Origin of the sequence: Bacillus pumilus (assembly GCF_009937765.1) — a bacterium.
Lineage (GTDB): Bacteria > Bacillota > Bacilli > Bacillales > Bacillaceae > Bacillus > Bacillus pumilus_O.
Genome location: NZ_CP047089.1, coordinates 2,322,382 through 2,346,302, shown reverse-complemented (window position 1 = coordinate 2,346,302; position 23,921 = coordinate 2,322,382). Strand labels below are relative to the sequence as shown.

General features: G+C 40.3%; 27 protein-coding genes. 21 read left to right on the top strand and 6 right to left on the bottom strand.

Annotated features, from left to right (window positions below):
• The first annotated feature begins 537 nt into the window (after positions 1-537).
• The 6 genes from GPS65_RS11575 (at position 538) to GPS65_RS11550 (ending at position 7,515) form a co-directional block, all read left to right on the top strand.
• Positions 538-1,638 carry a type III polyketide synthase gene (locus GPS65_RS11575; protein ID WP_012010327.1) on the top strand — a complete coding sequence of 367 codons (1,101 nt, stop codon included), beginning with the start codon at positions 538-540 and terminating at the stop codon, positions 1,636-1,638.
• Positions 1,635-2,144: an isoprenylcysteine carboxyl methyltransferase family protein gene (locus GPS65_RS11570; protein WP_144473310.1), complete on the top strand. Its 510-nt coding sequence runs from the start codon at positions 1,635-1,637 to the stop codon at positions 2,142-2,144. Before GPS65_RS11575 ends, GPS65_RS11570 begins: the two co-directional genes overlap by 4 nt.
• Before the next feature lie 64 nt (positions 2,145-2,208).
• Positions 2,209-2,316, top strand: a complete 108-nt coding sequence (gene fbpC / locus GPS65_RS19635) for a Fur-regulated basic protein FbpC (RefSeq protein WP_306172627.1) — start codon at positions 2,209-2,211, stop codon at positions 2,314-2,316.
• A gap of 132 nt (positions 2,317-2,448) precedes the next feature.
• Positions 2,449-6,048 (top strand): dynamin GTPase, encoded by a 3,600-nt coding sequence (dynA, locus tag GPS65_RS11560; protein ID WP_012010325.1) that lies wholly within the window; start codon positions 2,449-2,451, stop codon positions 6,046-6,048.
• Between the two features lie 41 nt (positions 6,049-6,089).
• Positions 6,090-6,353, top strand: a complete 264-nt coding sequence (locus tag GPS65_RS11555; RefSeq protein ID WP_012010324.1) for a YpbS family protein — start codon at positions 6,090-6,092, stop codon at positions 6,351-6,353.
• Positions 6,354-6,627: 274 nt separating this feature from the next.
• Positions 6,628-7,515 carry a 5'-3' exonuclease gene (locus tag GPS65_RS11550; protein WP_012010323.1) on the top strand — a complete coding sequence of 296 codons (888 nt, stop codon included), beginning with the start codon at positions 6,628-6,630 and terminating at the stop codon, positions 7,513-7,515.
• A 16-nt stretch (positions 7,516-7,531) separates the two neighbouring features.
• On the opposite strand, the gene GPS65_RS11545 is transcribed toward GPS65_RS11550, so the two are convergent.
• From GPS65_RS11545 to GPS65_RS11535, 3 genes are read right to left on the bottom strand one after another with little or no spacing between them, the layout of a single operon-like run.
• Positions 7,532-7,657: a hypothetical protein gene (locus GPS65_RS11545; RefSeq protein ID WP_012010322.1), complete on the bottom strand. Its 126-nt coding sequence runs from the start codon at positions 7,655-7,657 to the stop codon at positions 7,532-7,534.
• Positions 7,658-7,701: 44 nt separating this feature from the next.
• A complete protein-coding gene (locus tag GPS65_RS11540) occupies positions 7,702-8,097 on the bottom strand; it encodes a reverse transcriptase-like protein (RefSeq protein ID WP_012010321.1) in 396 nt (131 codons plus the stop codon).
• A gap of 1 nt (position 8,098) precedes the next feature.
• Positions 8,099-8,788 (bottom strand): queuosine precursor transporter, encoded by a 690-nt coding sequence (locus GPS65_RS11535; RefSeq protein ID WP_012010320.1) that lies wholly within the window; start codon positions 8,786-8,788, stop codon positions 8,099-8,101.
• A gap of 94 nt (positions 8,789-8,882) precedes the next feature.
• On the opposite strand from GPS65_RS11535, the gene GPS65_RS11530 reads away from it, so the two are divergent.
• From GPS65_RS11530 to GPS65_RS11520, 3 genes are all read left to right on the top strand, one after another.
• Positions 8,883-9,554: a ribonuclease H family protein gene (locus tag GPS65_RS11530; RefSeq protein WP_012010319.1), complete on the top strand. Its 672-nt coding sequence runs from the start codon at positions 8,883-8,885 to the stop codon at positions 9,552-9,554.
• Between the two features lies 1 nt (position 9,555).
• Positions 9,556-9,738, top strand: a complete 183-nt coding sequence (locus GPS65_RS11525; protein ID WP_012010318.1) for a zinc-finger domain-containing protein — start codon at positions 9,556-9,558, stop codon at positions 9,736-9,738.
• A gap of 169 nt (positions 9,739-9,907) precedes the next feature.
• Positions 9,908-10,090 (top strand): hypothetical protein, encoded by a 183-nt coding sequence (locus tag GPS65_RS11520; protein ID WP_003215507.1) that lies wholly within the window; start codon positions 9,908-9,910, stop codon positions 10,088-10,090.
• A gap of 45 nt (positions 10,091-10,135) precedes the next feature.
• Here GPS65_RS11520 and cspD read toward each other — a convergent pair whose 3' ends face one another.
• Positions 10,136-10,336: a cold-shock protein CspD gene (gene cspD / locus GPS65_RS11515; RefSeq protein ID WP_003215784.1), complete on the bottom strand. Its 201-nt coding sequence runs from the start codon at positions 10,334-10,336 to the stop codon at positions 10,136-10,138.
• Between the two features lie 258 nt (positions 10,337-10,594).
• Between cspD and GPS65_RS11510 the strand changes: the two genes are divergently transcribed.
• On the top strand, positions 10,595-11,296 hold the full coding sequence (locus tag GPS65_RS11510) for an AIM24 family protein (RefSeq protein ID WP_012010317.1): 702 nt from the start codon (positions 10,595-10,597) through the stop codon (positions 11,294-11,296).
• Positions 11,297-11,329: 33 nt separating this feature from the next.
• Here the strand turns inward: GPS65_RS11510 and GPS65_RS11505 are convergent, their stop codons facing one another.
• Positions 11,330-12,481: a diglucosyl diacylglycerol synthase gene (locus GPS65_RS11505; RefSeq protein ID WP_012010316.1), complete on the bottom strand. Its 1,152-nt coding sequence runs from the start codon at positions 12,479-12,481 to the stop codon at positions 11,330-11,332.
• A 228-nt stretch (positions 12,482-12,709) separates the two neighbouring features.
• Complete coding sequence (gene metA / locus GPS65_RS11500) at positions 12,710-13,618, bottom strand: homoserine O-acetyltransferase MetA (RefSeq protein ID WP_012010315.1); 909 nt, start codon at positions 13,616-13,618, stop codon at positions 12,710-12,712.
• 137 nt (positions 13,619-13,755) lie between these two features.
• On the opposite strand from metA, the gene GPS65_RS11495 reads away from it, so the two are divergent.
• The 11 genes from GPS65_RS11495 to GPS65_RS11445 all read left to right on the top strand — a co-directional run bounded on the left by GPS65_RS11495 (position 13,756) and on the right by GPS65_RS11445 (position 23,919).
• A complete protein-coding gene (locus tag GPS65_RS11495; RefSeq protein ID WP_012010314.1) occupies positions 13,756-15,438 on the top strand; it encodes a formate--tetrahydrofolate ligase in 1,683 nt (560 codons plus the stop codon).
• A gap of 74 nt (positions 15,439-15,512) precedes the next feature.
• Positions 15,513-15,995, top strand: coding sequence for a glutathione peroxidase (locus tag GPS65_RS11490; RefSeq protein ID WP_003216059.1), 483 nt, complete (start codon positions 15,513-15,515; stop codon positions 15,993-15,995).
• A gap of 13 nt (positions 15,996-16,008) precedes the next feature.
• Positions 16,009-16,620 (top strand): HD domain-containing protein, encoded by a 612-nt coding sequence (locus tag GPS65_RS11485; protein WP_144457550.1) that lies wholly within the window; start codon positions 16,009-16,011, stop codon positions 16,618-16,620.
• A gap of 30 nt (positions 16,621-16,650) precedes the next feature.
• A complete protein-coding gene (locus GPS65_RS11480) occupies positions 16,651-17,787 on the top strand; it encodes a conserved virulence factor C family protein (protein ID WP_161985423.1) in 1,137 nt (378 codons plus the stop codon).
• Between the two features lie 307 nt (positions 17,788-18,094).
• Positions 18,095-19,771 (top strand): dihydroxy-acid dehydratase, encoded by a 1,677-nt coding sequence (ilvD, locus tag GPS65_RS11475; RefSeq protein ID WP_012010311.1) that lies wholly within the window; start codon positions 18,095-18,097, stop codon positions 19,769-19,771.
• Between the two features lie 81 nt (positions 19,772-19,852).
• On the top strand, positions 19,853-20,287 hold the full coding sequence (locus tag GPS65_RS11470) for a BrxA/BrxB family bacilliredoxin (RefSeq protein WP_003215999.1): 435 nt from the start codon (positions 19,853-19,855) through the stop codon (positions 20,285-20,287).
• Positions 20,288-20,353: 66 nt separating this feature from the next.
• Positions 20,354-21,142, top strand: coding sequence for a class I SAM-dependent methyltransferase (locus GPS65_RS11465; RefSeq protein ID WP_144500116.1), 789 nt, complete (start codon positions 20,354-20,356; stop codon positions 21,140-21,142).
• 233 nt (positions 21,143-21,375) lie between these two features.
• The gene (locus tag GPS65_RS11460) at positions 21,376-21,993 is read left to right on the top strand and encodes a YpjP family protein (RefSeq protein WP_012010308.1); all 618 of its coding nucleotides are present in this window, start codon (positions 21,376-21,378) and stop codon (positions 21,991-21,993) included.
• A gap of 18 nt (positions 21,994-22,011) precedes the next feature.
• On the top strand, positions 22,012-22,539 hold the full coding sequence (locus GPS65_RS11455) for a phosphatidylglycerophosphatase A family protein (protein ID WP_034660983.1): 528 nt from the start codon (positions 22,012-22,014) through the stop codon (positions 22,537-22,539).
• A gap of 103 nt (positions 22,540-22,642) precedes the next feature.
• Complete coding sequence (locus GPS65_RS11450; RefSeq protein ID WP_119125025.1) at positions 22,643-23,437, top strand: thymidylate synthase; 795 nt, start codon at positions 22,643-22,645, stop codon at positions 23,435-23,437.
• Positions 23,434-23,919, top strand: coding sequence for a dihydrofolate reductase (locus tag GPS65_RS11445; RefSeq protein ID WP_119125024.1), 486 nt, complete (start codon positions 23,434-23,436; stop codon positions 23,917-23,919). The genes GPS65_RS11450 and GPS65_RS11445 overlap by 4 nt, the downstream gene beginning before the upstream one ends.
• The last annotated feature ends 2 nt before the right edge of the window (positions 23,920-23,921 follow it).

Here is a 23,921-nt window from a genome sequence, read left to right as displayed (position 1 = left end):
GAACCATGTTGTCGATTCTATCTTTTTTCACTGTTTTTCTTGGTGCTCATATTGATTAAGTTTATAGTGGGGAAAAACCTGTTTATATAGAAAATTCATATAAATTAGAAAATTTATGGTTGTTACTTTGTGTTGATCAGCAAAAAAGGTGAGATCGAAACGTTAATATGTATACGCTAAGATAGCAGCAGATTTGACCATTAATTCGAAGCGAAAGGGAGATTCCGTATGAAAGTGTTGTATCATGATGATTTCATTGAAAAAAGGGTGCTCATGAAAGGTGTGGGTGCCTTACGGTCTGAACACTTCTCTTTTAGAGGTGTTTTTTTGCATAAAAAAAGCAGGTTCGCTTGGCTTGGAACGAACCTGTGAAGGAGGAAAACTACATCATGTTTTCACCTATATTATCCAATATTTATCAATTGTCGTCAAGACAAAAAGTTAGACGGAGGAAAATGTTTTGACTGAATTGTGACGCTTTGGCATGTATATCCTTTTTTCAATAGGGGATATTAACCGAAAAAAGAGGTGAAGCCGATGGCGTACATTCTTTCAGTTGGAACGAGTCACCCGAAGCATCACGTGGATCAGAAAACAGCTGCTGATTTTGCTAGGTCTCAATTTAAACGTTCGTTTAAAGATATTGACCGGCTGCTGAGAGCATTTCAAAATGGAGAAATGAAAAGTAGGCAGTTTGTGCAGCCCATTGAATGGTATCAGACGCACCACTCTTTTGAAGAGAAGAACAATATCTATTTGGAAAAAGCCCTGACTCATGCAAAACAAGCAATCATACATTGTCTTCAAGATAAGACGTTTCTGAAAAAGCCAGTCCCAGTTGAAGAGATTGATGCATTGTTTTTTATTTCAAGTACTGGCTTATCGACCCCAAGTCTAGATGCAAAACTTATGAACGTCCTTCCTTTTTCTCCTTATACGAAACGAGTACCAATTTGGGGCCTAGGGTGCGGAGGCGGTGCAGCAGGGCTGTCGCGGGCTTATGAATACATAAGGGCGTTTCCAGAAGCAAAGGTACTTGTTGTTGCCTGTGAGCTGTGCAGTTTAACGTTTCAGCCGCAAGATCAATCAAAAAGCAATTTAATCGGCACCTCCTTGTTTGGAGACGGGACGGCAGCGGTTCTTTTAACTGGAGGAGAAGCTGCGCTTGAATATGCCCATTTAAAAACGGTCCCTAAAGTACTAAGCACGCAATCCGTCACAATGAAAAATTCCGAGGATGTGATGGGCTGGGACTTTACAAGTGACGGCTTTCGGGTTATTTTCTCACGCGACATTCCATCGATGATTTCAGGCTGGTTAAAAGAGCAGGTGGATCAATTTTTAGAGGAGCAAGGATATTCAACTAAAGACCTGTCCGTTTTTCTAGCCCATCCTGGTGGGAAAAAAGTAATTGATGCGTATGTTGAAAGTCTATCTTTACGAGAGGATCAGCTATTTTCTTCAAAAGAAGTACTCAAACAACACGGAAATATGTCCTCTGCCACAGTTTTGTATGTCATCAAGCATTTCCTTGAACATCAATCTGCTGAAGCGGAGGAGCTAGGACTTTGCGGAGCACTTGGTCCGGGCTTTTCTTCAGAGTTGCTGCTTATGAAGTGGGAGGAGGTCTTGTCATGATTGTTTGGCTTGTCATCGGTTTCTTCGTTTGTCAGCGGCTTATTGAAATGCTTGTCGCCAAAAGAAATGAAAAGAAAGTAAAAGCAATAGGTGCCATTGAATTTGGTGCGAGTCATTATCCTTATATGGTCGCAATGCATACGGCTTTTTTTCTCTCACTTATAGTGGAGATAAAGCTTTTACATAAAGGTCCATCACAGTATTTTCTTGTATTGCTCCTTTTCCTGATGGCTACACAAATCATTCGGTACTGGGCATTGTGCTCCCTAGGGACGTACTGGAATACAAAGATTTTAGTCGTGCCAAATGCAATGATTGTTAAAAAAGGGCCGTATCGTTGGTTGAAACATCCTAACTATGTAGTCGTGGCGATTGAGCTTTTATTGATCCCGTTATTGTTTGATGCGTATGTCACTGCCATTTTGTTTACATGTTTAAATGCATGGATGATGGTTGTACGAATTCAAACAGAGGAGAAAGCATTAAATCAGTATTTGCTAAATTAATATTGAAAATCATTATCAATTGTGCTACACTTTCATTAATGATAAGCATTCTCAATCATGAAGGATGGACGGTGATCACATGACAATGATTTTCTTGCTCGGTACGGTGTGTGTATATAGCCTATTAATTGGCTTCGTATTAAAAGGTGTCTCCAAAAAATCTGCTTCCTGATTCCAGTCAATTGCGACTGATCGGGTAGCAGATTTTTTTATTTCCTCAGATCAGAAGAAAAATCTCTTTATTTTGTGTAAAATGGTATCACATACATAACTGACTTTTCTAAAAACAAAGGGGTTTATCGTCATGAAAGACTTGTCTATTCGAGATTCGCTCGTTCAAACTGCTGGAGCTTTATATCAAAGCTTTCTCAAAAGGAATGATCATGAGCGAGCAGCCAAACTTGCATCGATTATCAAAAAGGAAGCAGAAGAAGAAGTATATATCGCATTTACCGGTCATTATTCTGCTGGAAAGTCATCACTTGTGAATCATCTGCTTCATGATCACATTTTGCCAACGAGTCCAATCCCAACAAGTGCAAACTTGGTCATTGTGAGGAAAGGGGAAAGTGAAGTGCAGCTTCACACCTCTGATGGCCGTTTTGCAAAAATGAGCGGCTCTTATGATAAAGAAGCTGTACAGCGTTTTTGTAAAGATGGAGAACAGATTGAAATGGTGGAAATTAGCGGTGATTATAGAGGCCTTGAAGAAAATGTGGCACTGATTGATACGCCAGGAATTGATTCAACGGATCATGCACACTTTTTATCTGCTGCTTCTATTCTTCATCAAGCAGATGCTCTTTTTTATGTTGTTCACTACAACCATGTTCATTCTGAAGAAAACATTCGTTTCATTCGATCCATCAAAGAAAAAGTGCCAAATCTATATTTCATCGTGAATCAAGTAGACCGGCACGATGAGCATGAGACGGCATTTGAAGATTACAAAAATCAAGTGATTGACATGCTCCTTAAAGAGGGCATTGAAGAAGATCATTTATACTTTACATCTGTAACCGATGAGACCCATCCAAGAAATGAAATGATTTGTTTAATCAAAAAACTGCAAGAATTACAGACATTGCCCAAGGCCTCACTTCGGGCTTATACGGAGCAGAAAATTGAGCATGTCTTAAAAGAACACATTGACTCGTTAAAAGAAGACCTGCAAGGTGAGGAGCTTGAGTCACAGCTCGAAGAAAAAAGAAAAGAAGTAAAAGAATTGGAAGCGAAAATTCACTTCATTGAAAATGGAGCCAAACAGTTAGAAGAAGAAGTATCTAATGAAATCGAGAGCATTTTGAAAAATGCCAACCTAACGCCATTTAAAATGAGAGAACTCGCAAGTGACTATATTGAATCAAAAGCACCTGGTTTTAAAGTGGGGTTGCTTTTTGCTAAAAATAAAACGGAGCAGGAAAAAGAAAAGCGGGCTACTGACTTCTTAACAGATGTCAAAGCGAGAATGAAGGCAGAAGTGGACTGGCATATTGCTGAGCTACTAAAAAAAGAAGTCAAAAAACATCAACTTGGTGAAGACTTATTAAATCAAGTGATGGCGTTTGAAACACCTGTACAAGAATCACTTCTTGAAAGTGTGATTCATCATGGAGCAACGTTCTCCAATGAATACGTACTGCAATATGCAAAAGATGCTGGCGAAGCCTTGAGAAGACAGGCTAAGCAACAAGCGATGCCACTGATTGAACAAATGGTGGAATCGCTGAAAGCCAAGCTTATGGAAGATAGGGTAGAACAGCAAGAAAAATGGGCTCAGTCTGCAAAAGAGCTCCAAACACTCGAGCAGTGTACCAAAAAAAATGAACAAATGAAGCGAGATATTCAGCATCTATGGGATATATGGCAAAATGGAACGGATGAAAAAATCGAAGAAGATTGGTTTTACGCGAAAAAGAGACAAATGCAACATGACCAGTTAAAGCAGGATCTAGCGACCATTCCACCTGAAGAGAGAGACCAAGAAAAACCGAACAAGCAGATAGAGCAACCTAAAATGCGTCAGTCACAGCATGTCACGACGGCACAGTCGATTGCCCAGTTTGAGCAGCTTTCTCAGATTTTATTGCCATTAGATGCGCTCCAATCTCAAAGAAAGTCCTTTGAAAAACGAACAAAACGGCTGCAAGCGAAAGAATTCACACTCGCTTTATTTGGGGCTTTTAGTTCGGGGAAATCTTCCTTTGCAAATGCTCTCGTTGGGAGAAAGGTGCTGCCATCCTCTCCCACACCAACAACGGCAACCATTAATAAGCTGACTCGGCCGACGGAAGATCACCCTCATGAAAGTGTCAAAGTGGTGTTCAAAACCGAACAGGATATATTAGAGGAGCTCAATCAGATCCTAGGATTTCCGGTCTCAGACGAAAAGGGAGAGACGTTACCATCAAAGCTCGAACGAACGCTGAAAAAAAGACAGCTTGAACAAGATCACCGCATTATTGTTGAACATTTTTTACACGCACATACCCGTTTCCTTGATCACATTACGAAGCAAACGCCGCTTCATGTTACTCTTCAAGAACTGAGGCCATACGTGGCAGAAGAAGCTGTTTCTTGTGTAGTGAAGGAAGTGACGGTTTATTTGAGTACACCTCTAACAGATAAAGGGCTGACTATTGTTGATACGCCAGGCGCTAGCAGTATGAATAAGCGTCATACAGAGATCGCCTTTCAATATATGAAAGACGCAGATGCGCTTCTTTATTTAACTTACTACCAGCACTCTTTTTCGAAGGCAGATCGGTCATTTTTACGTAAGCTTGGGCTTGTAAAAGATTCATTTAGCATGGATAAAATGTTCTTTATTATCAATGCAGCGGATCTCGCAAAGGATCAAGCAGAGCTTGACACCGTCTTTGACTATGTGAAAAATGAGCTTACAAAAGAGGGCATAAGAAACCCTAACCTTCATCATGTGTCCAGTAAGGAAGAGATCGACGGGAAGGGAGAGACGGCTTATAATCAATACGCAAAGCTTAGAAAGCAGCTCGACTATTTTATTGAGGAAGAATTAACGAAAGATGCGATCGAGCTGTTATATTTTGAAGCTGGTACGTTATGTAGAACAGTCGACAAACTGCATGCGTCGCTGCATCAGTCAGAAGATGAGAAGCAAGCGGAAAAGAAGAAGATAGATGCATCGTATGAAGCGATTCTTGATCAAATGAGTCATGTAAAACAATCTAAGCTAGTGACAGAAAGTGTGAAAAAGGACTTACTTGAGCAGCTCTATCATATTGTGCAGCGCCTGTCACTATTTGCGAATGATCTGTTAAAGACAGCCTTCTATCCTGGAATATCCCAAGGGAATTTCGGACAGCAATTGAAAAAAGCACTTGAGAAGGCACTAAAGGATTATGAATTTGAATTTGTACAGGAGTTAAAGGCACTTGATATCCGGATGGAATCGTTTATTCTTCAATACTTCCAAGAGGAATGGGAGAAAGGATTACAGGCGGCATGTGCAGATGACCCTTATTTTTCTCTCTCACTGTCGCCGCCAGAAGAGAAAAATGCTGAACTGAAACAAATTGAAGTCAAAGCTGAACTGACGCCATTCGAACCGATCTTAAAGAAACAAAAATCAGCGAAAGTTTTCTTTGAACAGAATGGTAAGGCTGCTTTTATTGAAGGGATTCGAGACATTCTTCATCAGGTAACCACGAAATGGGCAGATAAAGAAAAAGAAGAATTACTAAGCAGGTACGACATGATGGTGAAGACGTTTACTGAAAGATATGAAACAGAAGCGCTCGACCAGCTAAATGAACAAAAACAAACATTTATCACGAGCCTCACGACAGATGCTAAAGAGCAGGCGGTCATTGAACAAGTTTATGAACAAACAAACGAATGGAAGAACCAGTTGAAATCCATTTGATTCATGGTAGACTAAATAAAAAAAGAAAGCAGTGATACAAAATGACGAGCGTACACGAAGAGATCTCCGCACACTCACAAAAGCAGCATGCTCATATCCAGTCTTTTCTTGAGCTTGAACAGAAAAGAGAACAAGCAATAGAGATGGCTGTATTCAAATGTGAGCAAAACGAGCCATTTACAACAGACGAGATCAACGCCATTACGTCGAAGATGAATGAGCTTGCACGAGGCGGTATTGTTCCATTGCGTAAGCTTGTGACGAATGATATGGTCAGGGAGTATGTCGAGCGGAAACAGAAGTAAAGAGTAACATTCGCTTTTTTGGTCATCTTAATGAATGTAGCGAGAAAGGGGAATGATCATGAAAAAAAAGCAACAGACAAAGCAGCAGGATGAGCGTGACCCTAAACAAAAAGACATGCCGTCCTATGCAGAAGCAGAATCGAAAAAAATGCAATACGGTCAAAAGTAAACAGGCTGCCTCTTCTTTTCCAAAAGAAGAAGGCGCCTTTTTTATGTCTAGTTTTGCGTTATGTGATAGAATAGGAGTATTGTTTTGAAAAGGGAGTTTATAAGAATGAGTAAACACGTACTGCTTGTAGATGGAATGGCGCTTTTGTTCAGATCGTTTTATGCCACGGCCGTCCATCGCAATTTTATGATAAATGACCACGGTGTGCCGACAAATGGAGTGAATGGCTATTTGAAACACTTATTAACAGCTGTACAAACATTTGAGCCAACTCATATTGTGAGCTGCTGGGATATGGGGAGTCAAACCTATCGAAACGAATTGTTTCAAGATTATAAAGCAAATCGTGGAGAGGCGCCTGTCGAGCTCATTCCGCAATTCGATTTAGCAAAAGAAGCTACAGAAGAACTAGGAATTGTGAACATTGGTTTAAAGGGCTTTGAAGCAGATGATTGCATTGGTACTCTTGCTGCGCTTTACCAAAAAGAAGCACGTGTGACTGTCCTAACTGGTGACAAAGACTTACTGCAAATTTTGAATGAACAAGTGACTGTTGCCTTGATGCAAAAAGGAATTGGCAATTATAAGCATTATACAAAAGCCTTATTTGAAGAGGAAATGGGAATCTCACCGAAGGCACTCATTGATATGAAAGCACTCATGGGTGATGCAAGTGATAATTATCCAGGTGTCAAAGGAATCGGAGAAAAAACGGCTTTGAAATTTATTCAAACCTATAAAACGATTGACGGTTTGTTAGAAAATGTCCATAAACTAACGGCTGCACAGCAAAAGAAAATGCAAGCAGGGTTAGAAGATTTGCAGCTTTCTCGTTTATTGGCAGAGATCAAATGTGATGTCCCGCTCAGCTGCCCAATTGATGAAGCGAAAATGAACATCAATCAAGAACGTGCTGCTGCTATGCTAAGGCATCATCAAATCAAAGGAATCGAACCGATGATGAACCGCTTAAATATAAGAGAGATCAGCTAAAGCCGATCTCTTAGGTTTATCTTTTTGTATTGCTTTTCTTCGCGCTATTTTCTAGCTGAGATAGTGGCTGTTTATCTTTTGTTTGCGCATCACCTTGTGGGGTTGTCCCATTTGTGACACGACCTTTATTTTCTTTATCCAATCAGTATCACCTCACATACATTAGCATAACCGAAAAAAAGCGATTCATCCTTTAGAAAGGTGAATCGCTTTTCTAGCGAGCTGATCTGCTACTTGATTTTCCTTACTCGGAATCCATTTAATAAAAAATAAATCAAAATTGCTTTGAAGCTCGATCATCTCTTTAATAAAATGCTGAAATGCTGGATTTTTAGCAAATCCTGCATTGGCTGCGCGGTCAACTACTTGTGAATCTGTGCGAAATGAAACGGTACGCAATCCTTTTTCCACGCAGATTTTCATCCCTTCGATCAGAGCAGAAAATTCTGCTTCGTGATTGCTCATGGACCCTAGAGGAATGGAAAAGGATTCAGCCTTTCCATTATATTTGATGAAAATGCCGATGCCAGAAGGACCTGGATTCCCTGCACTTGCACCATCAATGTATATTTCAGCTGGCAAATTACTTCACCCTTTCATCAAGTGGAACCATTTTTTTCGCTGCATAAGCGTATGGTGTGGAAATCGCAGCGACGATAAATTTAATGACATATGTCGTGATAAAGATTTCAATCCATACTTGAGTTGGATACGTGCCAAGAAAGGCAATGGTCGTGAAAATCAATGTATCAAGAAGCTGGCTAATCATCGTACTTCCAGCATTGCGCATCCAGAGCGCACCATCAGAGGGAAATATCCGGCGAATAAACGAATATACATAAACATCTAGCATTTGACTGATGATATAAGCAGCGAGACTGCCGAGTGCCACCCTTGGCATAAAGCCAAATATGGTTTCCAACGATGATTGTGAGATATCAGATGGAGCAGGATCAAAAAGCAATGCCTCCTGCATGACAATAGTTAGTGTTAAAAGGGTCGTAAAACCAATCCAAACCGCTTTTTTCGCTTCATGTTGTCCATATTTCTCATTCAACACATCCGTTGCAAAAAAGACACTGCCGTACAAAATATTTCCAAGTGTGGCTGTTAAGCCAAACAATTCAACGGTTTTCACCACTTGTAAGTTAGCGGCTGCCGTCGCAAAGCCAATCCAGACGAAAAGGCCCATCTTGCCAAATCCTTTATAAAATAGAAGAACAATGATAAAATTAATGATCGCAAATAAGATCCAAATACCTTCATTAAACAAGTGACATGAACTTCCTTTCTGATTGTAAAATGTAACTTTTTGATTATAGCATAACGTATGTTTACCTTAAAAGCACGGGAAGGCGATGTGATCAATGAAATTAAGAGCACACTACACAATGAAAGTGAAATCGATTGGGGCCATTGCTTTTTATCAAGAAGATTGGTTGGAGCTAAAAGAGGCCCTAAGGTTAGCAAAACATATCGACAAAAAAGAACCCCAGTCACTTCTATCATTTGAAGATGAAAAAGGGGCCATGTGGTCTATAAAAGAGCTTGAAAAGCTAAATGAAGAATTAAAGCTTGAACCGGATGAGCTTCAAGTCTATTTTGATGCAAGTTTTCATAAAGAAACAGGCGACTCTGGTCTTGGTGTTGTCGTCTACTATAAGCTAGGAAAAGACGCTTATCGATTGAGGAAAAATCAGCCTTTCCAAGGGAGCACTAATAATGAAGCAGAGTATGCGGCTTTATTTGAGGCAGTAAAAACTTTAAAAGACCTAGGAGCAAGCAGAAATTCTGTCACGATTAGAGGAGATTCACTTGTTGTCATGAATCAGTTAAAAGGAGAATGGCCTTGTTATGATGATGTACATAACAAATGGCTAGACCGAATTGAAGCGGACTTAAAAGAGCTGAAGCTGACGCCAACCTATGAAGCCATCGATCGGAAACAAAATGCAGAAGCGGATCAGCTTGCAAGACAGGTTCTTGCAGACGTCCCAATCGAAAGTACATTGAAATTAGAAGCAGACGGAGCTGAATAATGTGGATAAAAAAACAGCAGTACAAGAATTGACCGATCTTCAAGACACGTATTGTTCAGATTGTTTGATTAAGAAGCATTTTCGAAAAGAATTTGGCAAAAAATATGCCCATTCCTTTTGTATACAGCAATGCACCGTTGGAGAGAAAATAAAAGAATATGGCAAAACGCTACTCAAAAAATAAACGGATGCACCGGTTTTCCCTTCTCAAACATCCGTTCTTGAAAAAAAACGGATAGAATGTGTAAAAAAAGAACATATTCCGAAAAATGAGCCGATATAACTATAGAAAGTTTTGGTTGAGTTACTTTTTGACTAAGTGACGGATATTAGAGGAAAAGGGGAAGGCCGGTATGAATAATAAGGAGTTCGAAACGGTATTACATCGAACATTTCAAGAGGTGTACAGCGATCTAGAGCAACTTGTAGATGTAGCAAAGAAGGGAAGACCTTTTCTCGAAAAAGATATTTCTGAAATTGAACAACGACTAAAGCAAAATATTTTAGCAATTGAAATTCAGCTGAAAATCAAATAAGAGAGGCATAAGCCTCTCTTTATTTTGCATCATTGATTTAGTTGATTAGATTTTTGTTACGTTTGCAGCTTGAGGTCCACGATTACCTTCAACGATTTCAAAAGAAACTTCTTGTCCTTCTTCTAAAGACTTGTAGCCGTCACCTTCGATAGCTGTGAAGTGAACGAATACATCGTCTCCGCCTTCAACTTCAATGAAGCCGAAACCTTTTTCATTATTGAACCATTTTACTTTACCGTTTTGCATATTGCTTTTTCCTCCTAGTACTGTAGCATACCTTTTGGCATACTAAAAAAAATTTTCATCACCTAACGACTTTGCAGTTGCTAAATGATGGTTCCACTATACACCATTAAAAGTAAAGCGTCAAGCAGGAGAGCCAAATTTTGAGCAGAATGTTTGATTTTTTGGATAAATAACAATAATAGCTAAACCGTCCCCATTTTCTGAAACTTTATGCACAGTTTGTCCGTATATAAAAAAAATACAGAAAGAGGTGCTATCATGAATCGTTATACACTCGAAGAATTTGTTCAGAATACGCAGCAGGAAGATAAGGGAGAAGGGGTTTTTGAACTTGAAACACCAAGACTTTTAGAAATTAATTTGACGGATACCATTTGGGCCAAAACAGGGGCCATGGTTTCGTACCGAGGCAAAATCAAATTTGAACGTGAGGGCGTGTTTGAACATGGTGTCTCAAAGATGTTCAAAAAAATGCTATCAGGAGAAGGCACTTCACTCATGAAGGCAACAGGTGATGGGAAATTATATGTAGCAGATCAAGGCAAAAAAATCTCAATTCTGCGTTTGGCTCAAGGGGAATCTATTTTTGTGAATGGGAATGATTTGCTCGCATTTGAACCTTCAGTTCGCTGGGATATTAAATTGATGAAAAAAGTGTCGGGGATGCTTGCAGGTGGATTATTTAACGTCAAATTAGAAGGACCAGGTCTTGTTGCGATTACGAGTCATTATGAGCCGCTCACATTGATTGTTCAGCCGGGGGACTCTGTCTATACAGATCCTAATGCGACAGTTGCATGGTCAGGGGATTTAAAAACGGAATTTGTGACAGATGTTTCATTCAAAACCTTTATTGGTAGAGGAAGCGGCGAGTCTATTCAAATGAAATTTAGCGGAAGTGGATTTGTTGTCGTGCAACCGTTTGAAGAAGTGTACACAGCAAATGGAAATCAAGGATAAAGAAAAAGGTGTCCGTCATTGACGGACACCTTTTTATGATAATGCGCGAGCATATGTTTTGTTATTCGTGATGAGATCTGATTGCTCAACGATATCTTCCAAAATGGTTTGAGAAGAATGCTTTAAGTGAAGACTTTTCATGTTTTGTTTCATGCTTTCTAACTTTTCTTCATCTTGAAGCAAGTTGGTCACAGATTCTAAAATGTCTTCATGTCTGTTGATGACGATGGCTGCACCATAATCCTCAAAGAAATGAGCATTTTCCTTTTCTTGTCCAGGGACAGGCTTGTAAAGAATGACTGGGACACCGAGTGCTGTTGCTTCTGTTAAAGTAATGCCACCTGGTTTTGTGATCATACAATCTGTTACTCTGAACAATTCATCAATTTGTTCCACATATCCAAGCGCCTTCAATTGATCTGGATGTGTTTGTTCAAGATCGCTTAGTGATTGTTTCAGCGCTGCGTTCTTTCCACATACAACAACAATTTGTACTTCACTGTCTAGAAGCAATGCTTCACATAATTCCTTGACATTTTTCAGTACACCATGAGCACCGGCCATAATCAGAAGAACTTTTTTGTTTGATGATAATCCATATTTTTTATAAATCTTCGATTTTGGCACGTCTGCTTCAAATTGTGGTCTAATAGGAATGCCTGTCACTTTGACATCGCTTGGATGTGTGCCGATTTCCACTAATTTTTGTTTCACATAATCGGTTGCAACATAGTACCGGTCGATGTTTTCATGTACCCAAATCTTATGAAGACAAAAATCTGTCATCACATTAAATGTCGGGATGATTTTTCCTGTTTTGTTTCGGTATTCAGGAACAACAATCATTGGGAATGTAATAATAATGATATCTGGATTGTGTAATTGAATAAGTTCATCAAGACGCTTATTTCCCATCTTTAAATAAATGTTAAATTTGCGTTTATTGTAAATTTTATCTACACCGTAATAAAACAAGCGATAAAATTGTTTCCCAATGGAAAAGCTCTTCAAGTATAAATATTGAGTCACTTCCGACACAATGGGATTTGATTCTTGATACAAATTAGAAACTACAACATGCTCAAACCCTTGGGATTTGCACTCATCATACAGTGTTTTAGCCACCTGCATATGTCCATTTCCATAATTTGCGGTCAAGATTAATATTTTTTTATTGGTATTCAAGAATATTCACCTCAAATGTAATCAACAACAACAAAACTTCGTACGAAAACTATTAATCTCATAGGTCTACATATACATAAAGATAACATATAAACAGTCAGAGCATATCGTTCGTTACGAAAGAATTAAACTAATTTTAAAAAACAAGAAGACTAAATTGATAATGGAAGACAGAGCCATTTGTATTTTAACACATTTTGACCATTTATCATCAGACTACAGTCTATTTTATTCCCAAACGTATGGTGTTTCTTGATAAACATAATAATTGAGCCAATTCATAAACAGTAAAGTGGCATGGGCTTTCCATCGATTCACTGGGACTAATGCGTCACCATCTTCTATAAAATAGTGAACAGGTTTTTTGACTGTATCATCCTTCAACAAATCTCTTTCATATTCCTGCTTCAATGTGTCTGTATCATATTCAGGATGTCCAGTTAAAAATACTTGTTTATCATCATCTGAAACAATTAAACAAACTCCCGCTTCTTCAGAGACACTCAATACTTTCAAATTCGGCGTGTTTTTTAATTGTTCTGTATTAATATCTGTATGCCTCGAATGTGGGACATAGTATAATTCATCGAAACCTCTGACTAATCTTTCTTTTTTCTCTTTCACAAGATGCTCAAATACACCAAATTTCTTCTCGGCAAGTTTGATTTTCTCAATACCATAATGGTGATACAGGCCTGCCTGTGCACCCCAGCAAATGTGAAGAGTAGACGTCACATTCGTTTTACTCCAGTCCAAAATCTCCTGCAGCTCTTTCCAATAGGATACTTCTTCAAAAGCTAAATGCTCAATTGGTGCGCCTGTGATGATCATTCCATCAAATTTTTTATGGCGAATCGATTCAAAGGTCGTATAAAATTCATCTAGATGCTCTCTCGACGTATTCTTCGGTGTATGCGTACTTGGAATTAAAAAAGTAAAGTACACTTGTAAAGGAGAATTTCCGAGCATTCTGAGTAGCTGCGTTTCAGTTTGTATTTTTTTTGGCATTAAATTTAAGATCACGATATTCAAAGGACGGATATCTTGCTTGAATGCCCTTGTCTCATCCATGACGAAAATGTTTTCGCTCTCTAGTATTTGTTTTGCCGGCAGATGAACTGGTATGTTTATAGGCAACTCGCCACCCCCTGAACCAAAGCTAATTTCACTTCATTATAGGAACTTTCTGGCGATATTTCAATGTTTCAATTATGTTACAATGAAAAACAGAGCAAAAACAAAGCTGTTTCTCGAAAAAAGGAGGCCGTTTATTTATGATCACAAAGCATTTGTCAGATATTGACATCGCCCAACAGGCAAAACTGAGACCTATTCAAGACATCGCAGCTAAGCTGCAATTACATGACGAAGAATTAGAATGCTATGGTTTCACAAAAGCGAAAATATCTTTGACTATTTTTGACCGTTTAAAAGAACAAAAAGAAGGACATGTGATTCTTGTCACATCCATCAACCCAACACCAGCAGGTGAAGGGAAGTCCACAGTCACAGTCGGACTCGGTCAAGCCTTCGAAAAAATTGGGAAAAAAGCAATCATTGCAATGCGAGAGCCTTCATTAGGTCCTACAATGGGCATAAAAGGCGGTGCAGCAGGTGGAGGATATTCACAGGTGCTGCCAATGGAAGAAATCAATCTTCATTTTACAGGAGATTTTCATGCCATTACTTCAGCACATAATGCGTTATCTGCGTTCATTGATAACCATATCCATCACGGAAATGAACTTGACATCGACGCGCGCCGCATTGTATGGAAGCGAGTGCTTGATTTAAACGATCGTGCATTAAGACAGGTCGTAGTCGGACTTGGTGGGCAGGTAAATGGGTATCCTAGAGAAGACGGGTTTGACATCACAGTTGCCTCCGAAATGATGGCCATCCTTTGTTTAGCAGAAGACTTAACTGACTTAAAAAAACGTCTTTCTTCTATTGTTGTTGCCTATAATCGAGACGGGGAGCCAGTCACAGTTGGTGCACTTGGATATGAAGGTGTTCTGACGTTACTTTTAAAAGACGCACTCAAACCGAATCTTGTACAAACGATAGAAGGAACTCCGGCCCTTGTTCATGGCGGTCCTTTTGCCAATATTGCGCATGGATGTAATAGTTTAATTGCAACCAAAATGGCGGCGAAATTAGCCGATTATGTCGTAACAGAAGCTGGATTTGGAGCAGATCTTGGAGCAGAAAAGTTCCTGAACATTAAAACAAGAGCTGGTGATTTCAAGCCTGGTGCAGTGGTTATTGTGGCGACTGTCAGAGCATTAAAGATGCATGGCGGAATGAAGAAAACAGAACTCAAAGAAGAGAATACACAAGCTGTATTAAAAGGTATACATAATTTAGAAAAGCATATTGAAACAGTGCAAGCCTTCGGTCTTCCATATATCGTCGCAGTTAACAGGTTTATCACGGATACAAAAGAAGAGATTCAAGCGATAGAAGATTGGTGCCTTGCACATGACCATCCAGTCAAAGCTGTGAATGTATGGGAAGAAGGAGGCGAAGGCGGGACAGCACTTGCCGAAGAACTCACGACACTTATTGAAAAGAAGAAGAACAGCTTTTCCTATTTGTATGAAGAGGATGATTCCATCGAAGAAAAATTATCTAAAGTTGCCAAAGTGGTTTACGGGGCAGACGGGGTCACACTCACTTCAAAAGCAAGAAAGCAGCTGGCAGCCATCGAAGAAAACAGCTGGGGACATTTACCGGTTTGTATGGCAAAAACGCAATATTCACTTTCTGATGATCCAGCTCTTATTGGGAGACCTAAAGGCTTCACCATTACGATTCGTGAGTTAAAGCCATCTGTAGGAGCAGGATTTATTGTTGCTTTAACTGGAAGCATTCTGACAATGCCTGGATTACCTAAAAAACCTGCGGCGCTCGAGATGGATTTATTAGAAGACGGCAGTGTGACAGGACTCTTTTAACCGGAAGCATAAAAAGCGATTTTATAAAAGAAGCATGTTACGATAGGAAAAAGTGAATCCTAGGAGGCTATGAGATGTCAATATATGATATTCAGGTCAAGACCATTAACGGTCAAGAAAAATCAATGGCAGATTACAAAGGAAAAGTCCTCATTATTGTTAACACAGCAAGCAAATGTGGACTAACTCCTCAATTTAAACAACTGCAAGAACTATATGATCAATATCATGAAAAGGGCCTTGAAATTTTAGGATTTCCATGCAACCAATTTATGAACCAAGAGCCAGAAGGAGAAGAAGCCATTCAAGAATTCTGTTCTTTGAATTATGGGGTGACCTTCCCTATGTTTGCGAAAGTAGATGTTAATGGTGACAATGCGCACCCGCTTTTCAAACATTTAACAAGTCATGCTAAAGGTGTACTTGGGACGAAAACAGTGAAATGGAATTTCACAAAATTTATCGTGGATCAAAACGGAGAAGTCACTGAGCGTTTCTCTCCGAAAACATCACCAAAAGAATTAGAAAGCTCCATCATCGCTCTTTTGGACAAATAAGGTGTTGACCGTCATGCAGAAAAAACAATTGGAGGCAGCTGCCTCCTTTGTTTCGGATCGGCTGAAATATGAACCGACTGGACACGATGCGGCTCATATTGATCGCGTGCGGCAGCTTGCCTGCCACATGGCTAATCAGGAAGGCGGCTCCCAGTTTGTGATTGAAATGGCAGCGATTGTTCATGATATTATTGATGAAAAGCTGTCGAGTGAATGGAAACTTTCACCAAAGCAGCTTGAGCTTCAGCTCCTTTCTTGGGAAGTTCATACGCGGGATATTCGTTATATCATGGACATCATTACAACGATGTCTTTTCGTCATCGACATAAGCAGAATAGACCAATATCGTTAGAAGGGGCCATTGTTCAAGACGCAGATCGGCTTGATGCGATAGGAGCAACCGGTATTGCGAGGGTGTTTACTTATGCAGGCGCAAAAGGGGAAGCTCACTATACAAAGGACACGCAGCAGGGCTCCGTACTAAAGCATATGGAAGAAAAACTGCTCAAATTAAAAGACTTAATGAATACTCGTTCTGGAAAGCAGCTTGCTGAGGAGCGGCATGATTTGATGAGCCTGTTTATCAAGACATGGAAAGAAGAATGCGGCCTTACAGATGAGTAGGGTCTTTATGTGTGTAAGGAGGATGTATAGATGAAAATAACAGCGATAGAACCGACGCCAAGTCCAAATACGATGAAGGTCATTTTGACAGAAGCGCTTGCCGGCGGTAAAAGCAACAACTACAAAAAGGATCAAAAAGAAGAAGCGCCAGAGATGATTAAACGTATTTTAAACATTGAAGGTGTAAAAGGTGTTTATCATGTCGCAGATTTCTTAGCGGTTGAGCGTAATGCGAAGTTTGACTGGCAGGGCATTTTGCAGCAGGTCAGAGAAGCCTTTGGTCAACAAACAGAAGGCCTTCAGGAAGGATCGCAGTCTGGTGGTGACACATTTGGCGAAGTCAAAGTGTTTGTCCAAATGTTTAATGGAATTCCGATGCAAGTTAAATTAACCGACGGTGAAAGAGAAGAGCGATTCGGCATGCCTGAACGCTTCCAAGCAGCTATTTTAAAGCTCAGAAGCAGTTCAGACAATGTCGTATTTGAACGTGTGTGGAAAGAACATGGCGTTCGTTTTGGTGACTTTGCAGATATTGGCCAAGAAGTCACAGAAGAGCTGCAGGCAGCCTATGACGACGAGCGTTTAGCCCGCTTAACAGAAGCGGTCAAAGAAGGACAAGAAGCTGTAGATCGACAGGTGAACCGAAAGGCATATGATGTAACAGAAGATATGCTGCGCGAGGAAGACTGGAAAAAGCGTTTTGCCCATTTAGAGCAAATGCAGCCAGAACAAAAGGATATCCCTGTTTTAATGAAAGCAATGGAAGACCCTAAAACTTCCATTCGCAGACAAGCTGTTGTGAATGCTGGAATGATTGAAGATCCTGCTATTTTGCCTATTCTATATAAAGGGCTTAAAGACAAAACAGTGACAGTCCGCAGAACCGCTGGAGACTGCATTTCAGACCTTGGTGATCCGAGCGCTATAGAAGCAATGATTGAATCATTAAAGGATCCAAGTAAACTTGTTCGCTGGCGTGCAGCGATGTTTCTTTATGAAGAAGGTGACGAAACAGCACTTGACGCATTAAAAGAAGCTGAGCAAGACCCTGAATTTGAAGTCAGCCTTCAAGTGAAAATGGCAATTGAGCGTATTGAGCACGGAGAAGAAGCGAAAGGCTCAGTATGGAAGCAAATGACAGAAAGTGGAAAAAATGCATCAGAATGATGAGACTTATGAACAAGCTGCCTATCATTGGTAGCTTGTTTTTCTTAAAGTCGTAGACAGAAAAATTTTTTTAGAAAAATTATTTTGAATATTGTTGAAATATACGAAAAAACTCTATATAGTAGTACCAATATAGAATATTGGAGGTCAGATTTTATGACACGAACCTTGCTGAGCGCTAGCTTCAGCAAACATGTTGGTCATCGTTCATTCATCGGTGGCTGAATAAACAGAAAATTTGTAAAATAAAATCAACTCAAAATCATACAGTCAACAAGACTTGTAGTATAGGAGGCTTTTTAAACAGATGGCAGAACTTCGTAGTAACATGATTAAACAAGGAATTGACAGAGCACCTCACCGAAGCTTACTAAGAGCAGCGGGGGTAAAGGATGAGGACTTCGGCAAACCATTTATTGCTGTATGTAATTCCTATATTGATATTGTCCCAGGACATGTCCATCTTCAGGAATTCGGAAAGATTGTGAAAGAAGCTATTCGTGAGGCTGGCGGGGTCCCATTTGAATTTAATACGATTGGGGTCGATGATGGAATTGCAATGGGTCATATCGGGATGAGATATTCACTACCAAGCCGTGAAATCATTGCTGACTCTGTCGAAACCGTTGTATCTGCTCACTGGTTTGATGGAATGGTTTGTATTCCTAACTGCGATAAAATTACACCAGGGATGATGATGGCAGCGATGCGTGTCAATATTCCGACGGTCTTTGTCAGCGGTGGTCCGATGGAAGCGGGTAGAACAAGTGATGGCAGAAAAATTTCACTTTCTTCTGTATTTGAAGGCGTCGGTGCTTATCAGTCAGGTAAAATTAACGAAGAGGAATTAAATGAATTAGAACAGTTCGGCTGTCCGACCTGCGGATCTTGTTCAGGTATGTTTACAGCAAACTCAATGAACTGTTTAGCAGAGGCACTTGGCATTGCTCTTCCTGGAAATGGAACGATTTTGGCGACATCACCAGAGCGAAGAGAATTTGCGAAAAAGTCAGCAAAACAACTGATGGAGCTCATTAAAAAGGATATTAAACCGCGTGATATTGTGACTGAAAAAGCCATTGATAACGCATTTGCATTAGATATGGCACTTGGTGGGTCAACGAATACTGTTCTTCACACACTGGCGATCGCAAATGAAGCAGGTGTTGAATATTCACTTGAACGCATCAATGAAGTAGCAGAGCGTGTGCCTCATTTATCAAAACTTGCGCCAGCTTCGGATGTTTATATTGAGGATTTACATGAAGCAGGCGGCGTCACAGCTGCGCTAAATGAATTGTCCAAAAAAGAAGGCGCACTTCATTTAGATACAATGACCGTCACAGCGAAAACGCTTGGTGAGAACATTGCCGGTCATGAAGTCAAAGACTATAATGTCATTTATCCAATCGATAAGCCATTTACTGAAAAGGGCGGCTTAGCCGTTTTATTTGGAAACCTTGCGCCAGATGGAGCTATCATTAAAACGGGCGGTGTACAAGATGGGATCACACGCCACGAAGGGCCTGCGATCGTATTTGAATCCCAAGAAGAAGCTCTTGAAGGCATTATTAATAGAAAAGTAGAAGCAGGACATGTTGTCATCATTCGCTATGAAGGACCTAAAGGCGGACCTGGTATGCCAGAAATGCTTGCTCCTACTTCACAAATTGTCGGGATGGGACTTGGACCAAAGGTTGCTTTAATTACAGACGGACGTTTTTCCGGCGCTTCTCGCGGCTTGTCTATCGGACACGTCTCTCCTGAAGCAGCTGAAGGCGGTCCGCTCGCTTTTGTTGAAAATGGTGACCATGTCGTCGTCGATATTGAGCAGCGCATTTTAAGTGTCGATGTTCCAGAGGAAGAATGGGAAAAAAGAAAAGCAAACTGGAAAGGCTTTGAACCAAAAGTGAAAACTGGCTATCTTGCTAGATATTCAAAACTTGTGACATCAGCCAATACAGGCGGAATCATGAAAATTTAATCTGAAATAGAACATTTGAAAATTGGCTCTCTCTATAGTATCCTTTATTCACAACAAAAGGATTTTAGAGGGGGCTTTTTTATGTCAATGGCATATGAAGAATATATGCGCCAGCTCGTTGTGCCAATGCGCCAAGAGCTGACAAGTGCAGGATTCCAAGAACTGACGACGGAAGAAGAAGTAGAACAAACGATGCAAGAAGCTGAAGGAACAACATTTGTTGTTGTAAATTCTGTATGCGGCTGTGCGGCAGGATTAGCACGCCCTGCAGCGACTCAAGCTGTGATGAAGGCAGAAAAAGCGCCAGACAAAATTGTCACAGTATTCGCTGGGCAGGACCGAGAAGCTACGGCAAAAATGAGAGAATATTTCACTGGTGAAGAGCCATCATCTCCTTCTATGGCCCTTTTAAAAGGAAATGAGCTCGTTCATTTTATCCCGCGTGACGAAATTGAAGGTCATGAAATGGAAGATATCATGAAAAATGTCTTAACTGCATTCGAAAAACATTGCTAATACACGTGTTGAAATGCCCTGCGATCAGATCAGGGCATTTTTTCTTGATCATGATGGAGGAACGATATGCTCATTACTACAAGCTTTAGAGCGAATGAACAAACGATTGAAACAGCGAAGGCACTTGCAGAAGATTTACATGGTGAGTATGTAGAAAGACGCAAACAATCTGTCAAGCAGCTTGCGCTGAAACGAGGAGATGTCCTTGTTGTCGGGAAAGAAAGGTTTGAATGGTATCAGCCAAATGGTGAAAAGTTCTTCTTTCATCCAAGCTCAGCGATGTTCAGGGTGAAGCGGCTCTTGCGCGAAGAAAAGGATCCTTTAATTGAAGCAGCACAGCTAAAGCCAGGCGATTCCTTTTTAGATTGCACACTTGGCTTAGGATCTGATGCGATGACTGCAAGCTTTGCGGTAGGCAGGAAGGGAAAGATCGTCGGGATTGAAAAGAATTCCATTACGGCATTACTTGTGCGAGAAGGACTGAATACGTGGGAGACGGGGATAGAGGAAGCAGATGAAGCGATGAAACGGATTTCTGTTATCAGCGGAGACAGTATCGAGCAGCTAAAGAAGTATCCTGACGGTTCATTTGATGTCGTCTATTTTGACCCAATGTTTGAGGAAACGATTCAAGAATCTACAAGTATAGCGCCGCTACGTCATGCAGCAGAGCATGACTTTGATCATGAAGCAGCTGTGCTTGAAGCGTTGAGGGTGGCAAGAAAAAGAGTGGTGTTAAAAGATCATTGGAAAAGCACACGATTTAAAGCGGACTCTTACCAATTTCAGGTCATCAAACGAAAAACAGCCCAATTTCATTATGGGTATATCGAGAAAGAAAAAAGCCCTTACTAAGGGCTTTAATCCGTAATCTCCATATAGACAAAATAAAACAGTGTTAGCAAGGAAGCTGTGACGAAAAAGCCTTCAAGCATACCCATTCCTCCCAAATTTTAGTTGCCTGTACTGTAATTGTAAACGTTTTATTATGAAAAAGAAAGTCTCAAATCAGTGACCAAATTGAATGACTGAAAATTCATTATATGCTAGAATAGCAGTATGATAACTTATGGAAGGAATTAGATATCATGAAGATGTGGATGAGAAAAACGCTTGTTGCGCTCTTTACAATTGCAACTTTTGGTTTGGTTTCTCCTCCGTCGGCTTTGATGACAGACAAGCCATCTGAACTTTCTTCACCTGATAAAACGCCTTATACAGCGGTTTATGATTCATCAGATGAATTGCGCAGCTGGGAACGATCGCAAGAGGCAAGCGAAGAGCAGGTAGACCCCTTTGAGCAATATAAGGAAGAGGTTCTATCAAGTGCAGAAAATCAATCCTTTCTCAAATTCGGACGTAAAATCACACCTGTCATTGAAGACGAGTACAGAGAAGAGATTCAACCGAAAATTGAACAAGTATTAACCGATGTTTTAACAAATTTCAAAGATGACGAAAAATTTCAAGATGTTGTGTTAACTGATCAGCCTTCAAGCGGAAATGGTGAAAAAATCTTTCACATCTACAACCGGAAGACTGGAGAAGATTTGCTCCGTTTCCATGTGAGAAGAGATCAGCCGCCACACAGCGGATATTGGTTTAACTTTCACTACCATACAGCAGAAGATGGATTCCAGACGCATCATGAACTCGGTAATATTTACTGGGACAAAAACACCCCGCCGAGCTGGATGAGCCACTAGAAGGAGATGTCATGCCAATTGAAAAAGTATACAATGAACGAAATGGTGCAGATTACAAAACAAATGTTAAACGAACGTGGAGTGAAAATTGAAGATATTGCACACATTGTGCTAAAGCTTCAAGAAAAATATCATCCAAACCTTCCACTTAGTGTCTGTATTGAAAATGTTGAGAAAGTGTTGAATAAAAGGGAAATTGTCCATGCGGTTTTAACAGGACTTGCCCTTGATCAGCTGGCTGAAAAAAAGCTATTGCCAGAACCTTTGCAGCACTTAGTTGAAACAGATGAGCCGCTTTATGGAATTGATGAGATTATTCCGCTTTCCATTGTCAATGTATATGGATCAATCGGTTTGACCAACTTCGGTTATTTAGATAAAGAGAAATTTGGTATTATCAGAGAATTAGATGAAGGTCGCCCTGGTGAAGTGCATACCTTCCTTGATGACCTTGTCGCTGCGCTTGCCGCAGCAGCAGCAAGTCGTATTGCTCACTCACACCAAGATATTAAGGACGAAGAGCAGGATCGGGTGAATCAAGTATAAAAAGAAAAACATGTCTGCTCCTCATGCAGGCGTGTTTTTTTGGTTTAAACAAAAGCAGAAATAAGGTAAACTACAACAAGAACATAAATAAAGGATGAAAAAAATGAAACAATACAAAGAGTTATGCCGTCATGTATTACAGCACGGGGATGAAAAAGGTGACAGAACGGGAACAGGCACAATCAGCACGTTCGGTTACCAGATGAGATTTGATTTGCAGGAAGGATTTCCACTTTTAACAACAAAGAAATTGCACCTGAAATCAATTATTCATGAGTTGCTTTGGTTTTTAAAAGGTGATACAAATGTCAAATACCTTCAGGAAAATGGTGTCCGTATATGGAATGAATGGGCAGATGAAAATGGCGAACTAGGCCGTGTGTACGGAGCGCAGTGGCGATCTTGGGCTAGTGGAGACGGTGAGACTGTGGATCAGATCACAAAGCTGATCCACGATATCGAGCATAATCCCAATTCAAGAAGACTAATCGTCAGCGCTTGGAACCCGGGTGAAATTGATCAAATGGCGCTGCCACCATGTCATTGTCTGTTTCAATTTTACGTATCAAACGGAAAGCTTTCTTGCCAGCTTTATCAAAGATCGGCAGATATCTTTTTAGGTGTTCCATTTAATATTGCTTCATATGCTCTTCTTACGATGATGATTGCCAAAGTCACAAATCTTGAGCCAGGAGAGTTTGTTCATACGCTAGGGGATGCTCATATTTATCAGAATCATCTTCCTCAGGTGAACATGCAACTAGAGCGCGAGGAACGCACGCTTCCGCAGCTTCGCATCACAAGAGATGTGAAGAGCATTTTTGATTTCACGTTCGGTGATTTTGTACTTGAGAACTATGATCCGCATCCGCACATTAAAGGAGAAGTCAGTGTATGATTTCGATGATTGTGGCGACAGGAAAAGACAGAGTCATTGGTCAAGATAATCAAATGCCTTGGCATTTACCAGCTGATTTAGCATATTTTAAGAAGGTCACAGGTGGCCATACGATTGTCATGGGCAGAAAAACGTATGAATCCATTGGACGAGCGCTGCCTAACCGCCGTAATATCGTGCTCACAACAAGTTCTTCTTTTGAAGCAGAAGGATGCGAGGTTGTCCATTCCATTGCCGATATTTTGGAAATTGGAAAAGGTGAGACAGAATTATTTATCATTGGCGGGTCTAAGCTGTATGAAGAAATGATGCCATATGCGGATCGTCTATATATCACGCATATCCACCATGCGTTTGAAGGAGACCGCTACTTTCCTCATTACGATGAAAACAAATGGACGGTTGTATCACGCGAAAAAGGCCATCGTGACGAAAAGAACCCCTACAATTATGAATTTGTCGTTTATGACAAAAAAGGATAAAT

What these genes read in the sequence shown, in the direction of transcription:
- GPS65_RS11445 (WP_119125024.1), top strand. Translation starts at nt 23,434, where the DNA reads ATGATTTCGATGATTGTGGCGACAGGAAAAGACAGAGTCATTGGTCAA.
- GPS65_RS11510 (WP_012010317.1), top strand. Translation starts at nt 10,595, where the DNA reads ATGAATCGTTATACACTCGAAGAATTTGTTCAGAATACGCAGCAGGAA.
- GPS65_RS11485 (WP_144457550.1), top strand. Translation starts at nt 16,009, where the DNA reads ATGCAGAAAAAACAATTGGAGGCAGCTGCCTCCTTTGTTTCGGATCGG.
- GPS65_RS11490 (WP_003216059.1), top strand. Translation starts at nt 15,513, where the DNA reads ATGTCAATATATGATATTCAGGTCAAGACCATTAACGGTCAAGAAAAA.
- ilvD (WP_012010311.1), top strand. Translation starts at nt 18,095, where the DNA reads ATGGCAGAACTTCGTAGTAACATGATTAAACAAGGAATTGACAGAGCA.
- dynA (WP_012010325.1), top strand. Translation starts at nt 2,449, where the DNA reads ATGAAAGACTTGTCTATTCGAGATTCGCTCGTTCAAACTGCTGGAGCT.
- GPS65_RS11450 (WP_119125025.1), top strand. Translation starts at nt 22,643, where the DNA reads ATGAAACAATACAAAGAGTTATGCCGTCATGTATTACAGCACGGGGAT.
- GPS65_RS11495 (WP_012010314.1), top strand. Translation starts at nt 13,756, where the DNA reads ATGATCACAAAGCATTTGTCAGATATTGACATCGCCCAACAGGCAAAA.
- GPS65_RS11575 (WP_012010327.1), top strand. Translation starts at nt 538, where the DNA reads ATGGCGTACATTCTTTCAGTTGGAACGAGTCACCCGAAGCATCACGTG.
- GPS65_RS11480 (WP_161985423.1), top strand. Translation starts at nt 16,651, where the DNA reads ATGAAAATAACAGCGATAGAACCGACGCCAAGTCCAAATACGATGAAG.
- GPS65_RS11550 (WP_012010323.1), top strand. Translation starts at nt 6,628, where the DNA reads ATGAGTAAACACGTACTGCTTGTAGATGGAATGGCGCTTTTGTTCAGA.
- GPS65_RS11465 (WP_144500116.1), top strand. Translation starts at nt 20,354, where the DNA reads ATGCTCATTACTACAAGCTTTAGAGCGAATGAACAAACGATTGAAACA.
- GPS65_RS11520 (WP_003215507.1), top strand. Translation starts at nt 9,908, where the DNA reads ATGAATAATAAGGAGTTCGAAACGGTATTACATCGAACATTTCAAGAG.
- GPS65_RS11530 (WP_012010319.1), top strand. Translation starts at nt 8,883, where the DNA reads ATGAAATTAAGAGCACACTACACAATGAAAGTGAAATCGATTGGGGCC.
- GPS65_RS11570 (WP_144473310.1), top strand. Translation starts at nt 1,635, where the DNA reads ATGATTGTTTGGCTTGTCATCGGTTTCTTCGTTTGTCAGCGGCTTATT.
- GPS65_RS11460 (WP_012010308.1), top strand. Translation starts at nt 21,376, where the DNA reads ATGAAGATGTGGATGAGAAAAACGCTTGTTGCGCTCTTTACAATTGCA.
- fbpC (WP_306172627.1), top strand. Translation starts at nt 2,209, where the DNA reads ATGGACGGTGATCACATGACAATGATTTTCTTGCTCGGTACGGTGTGT.
- cspD (WP_003215784.1), bottom strand. Translation starts at nt 10,336, where the DNA reads ATGCAAAACGGTAAAGTAAAATGGTTCAATAATGAAAAAGGTTTCGGC.
- GPS65_RS11470 (WP_003215999.1), top strand. Translation starts at nt 19,853, where the DNA reads ATGTCAATGGCATATGAAGAATATATGCGCCAGCTCGTTGTGCCAATG.
- GPS65_RS11555 (WP_012010324.1), top strand. Translation starts at nt 6,090, where the DNA reads ATGACGAGCGTACACGAAGAGATCTCCGCACACTCACAAAAGCAGCAT.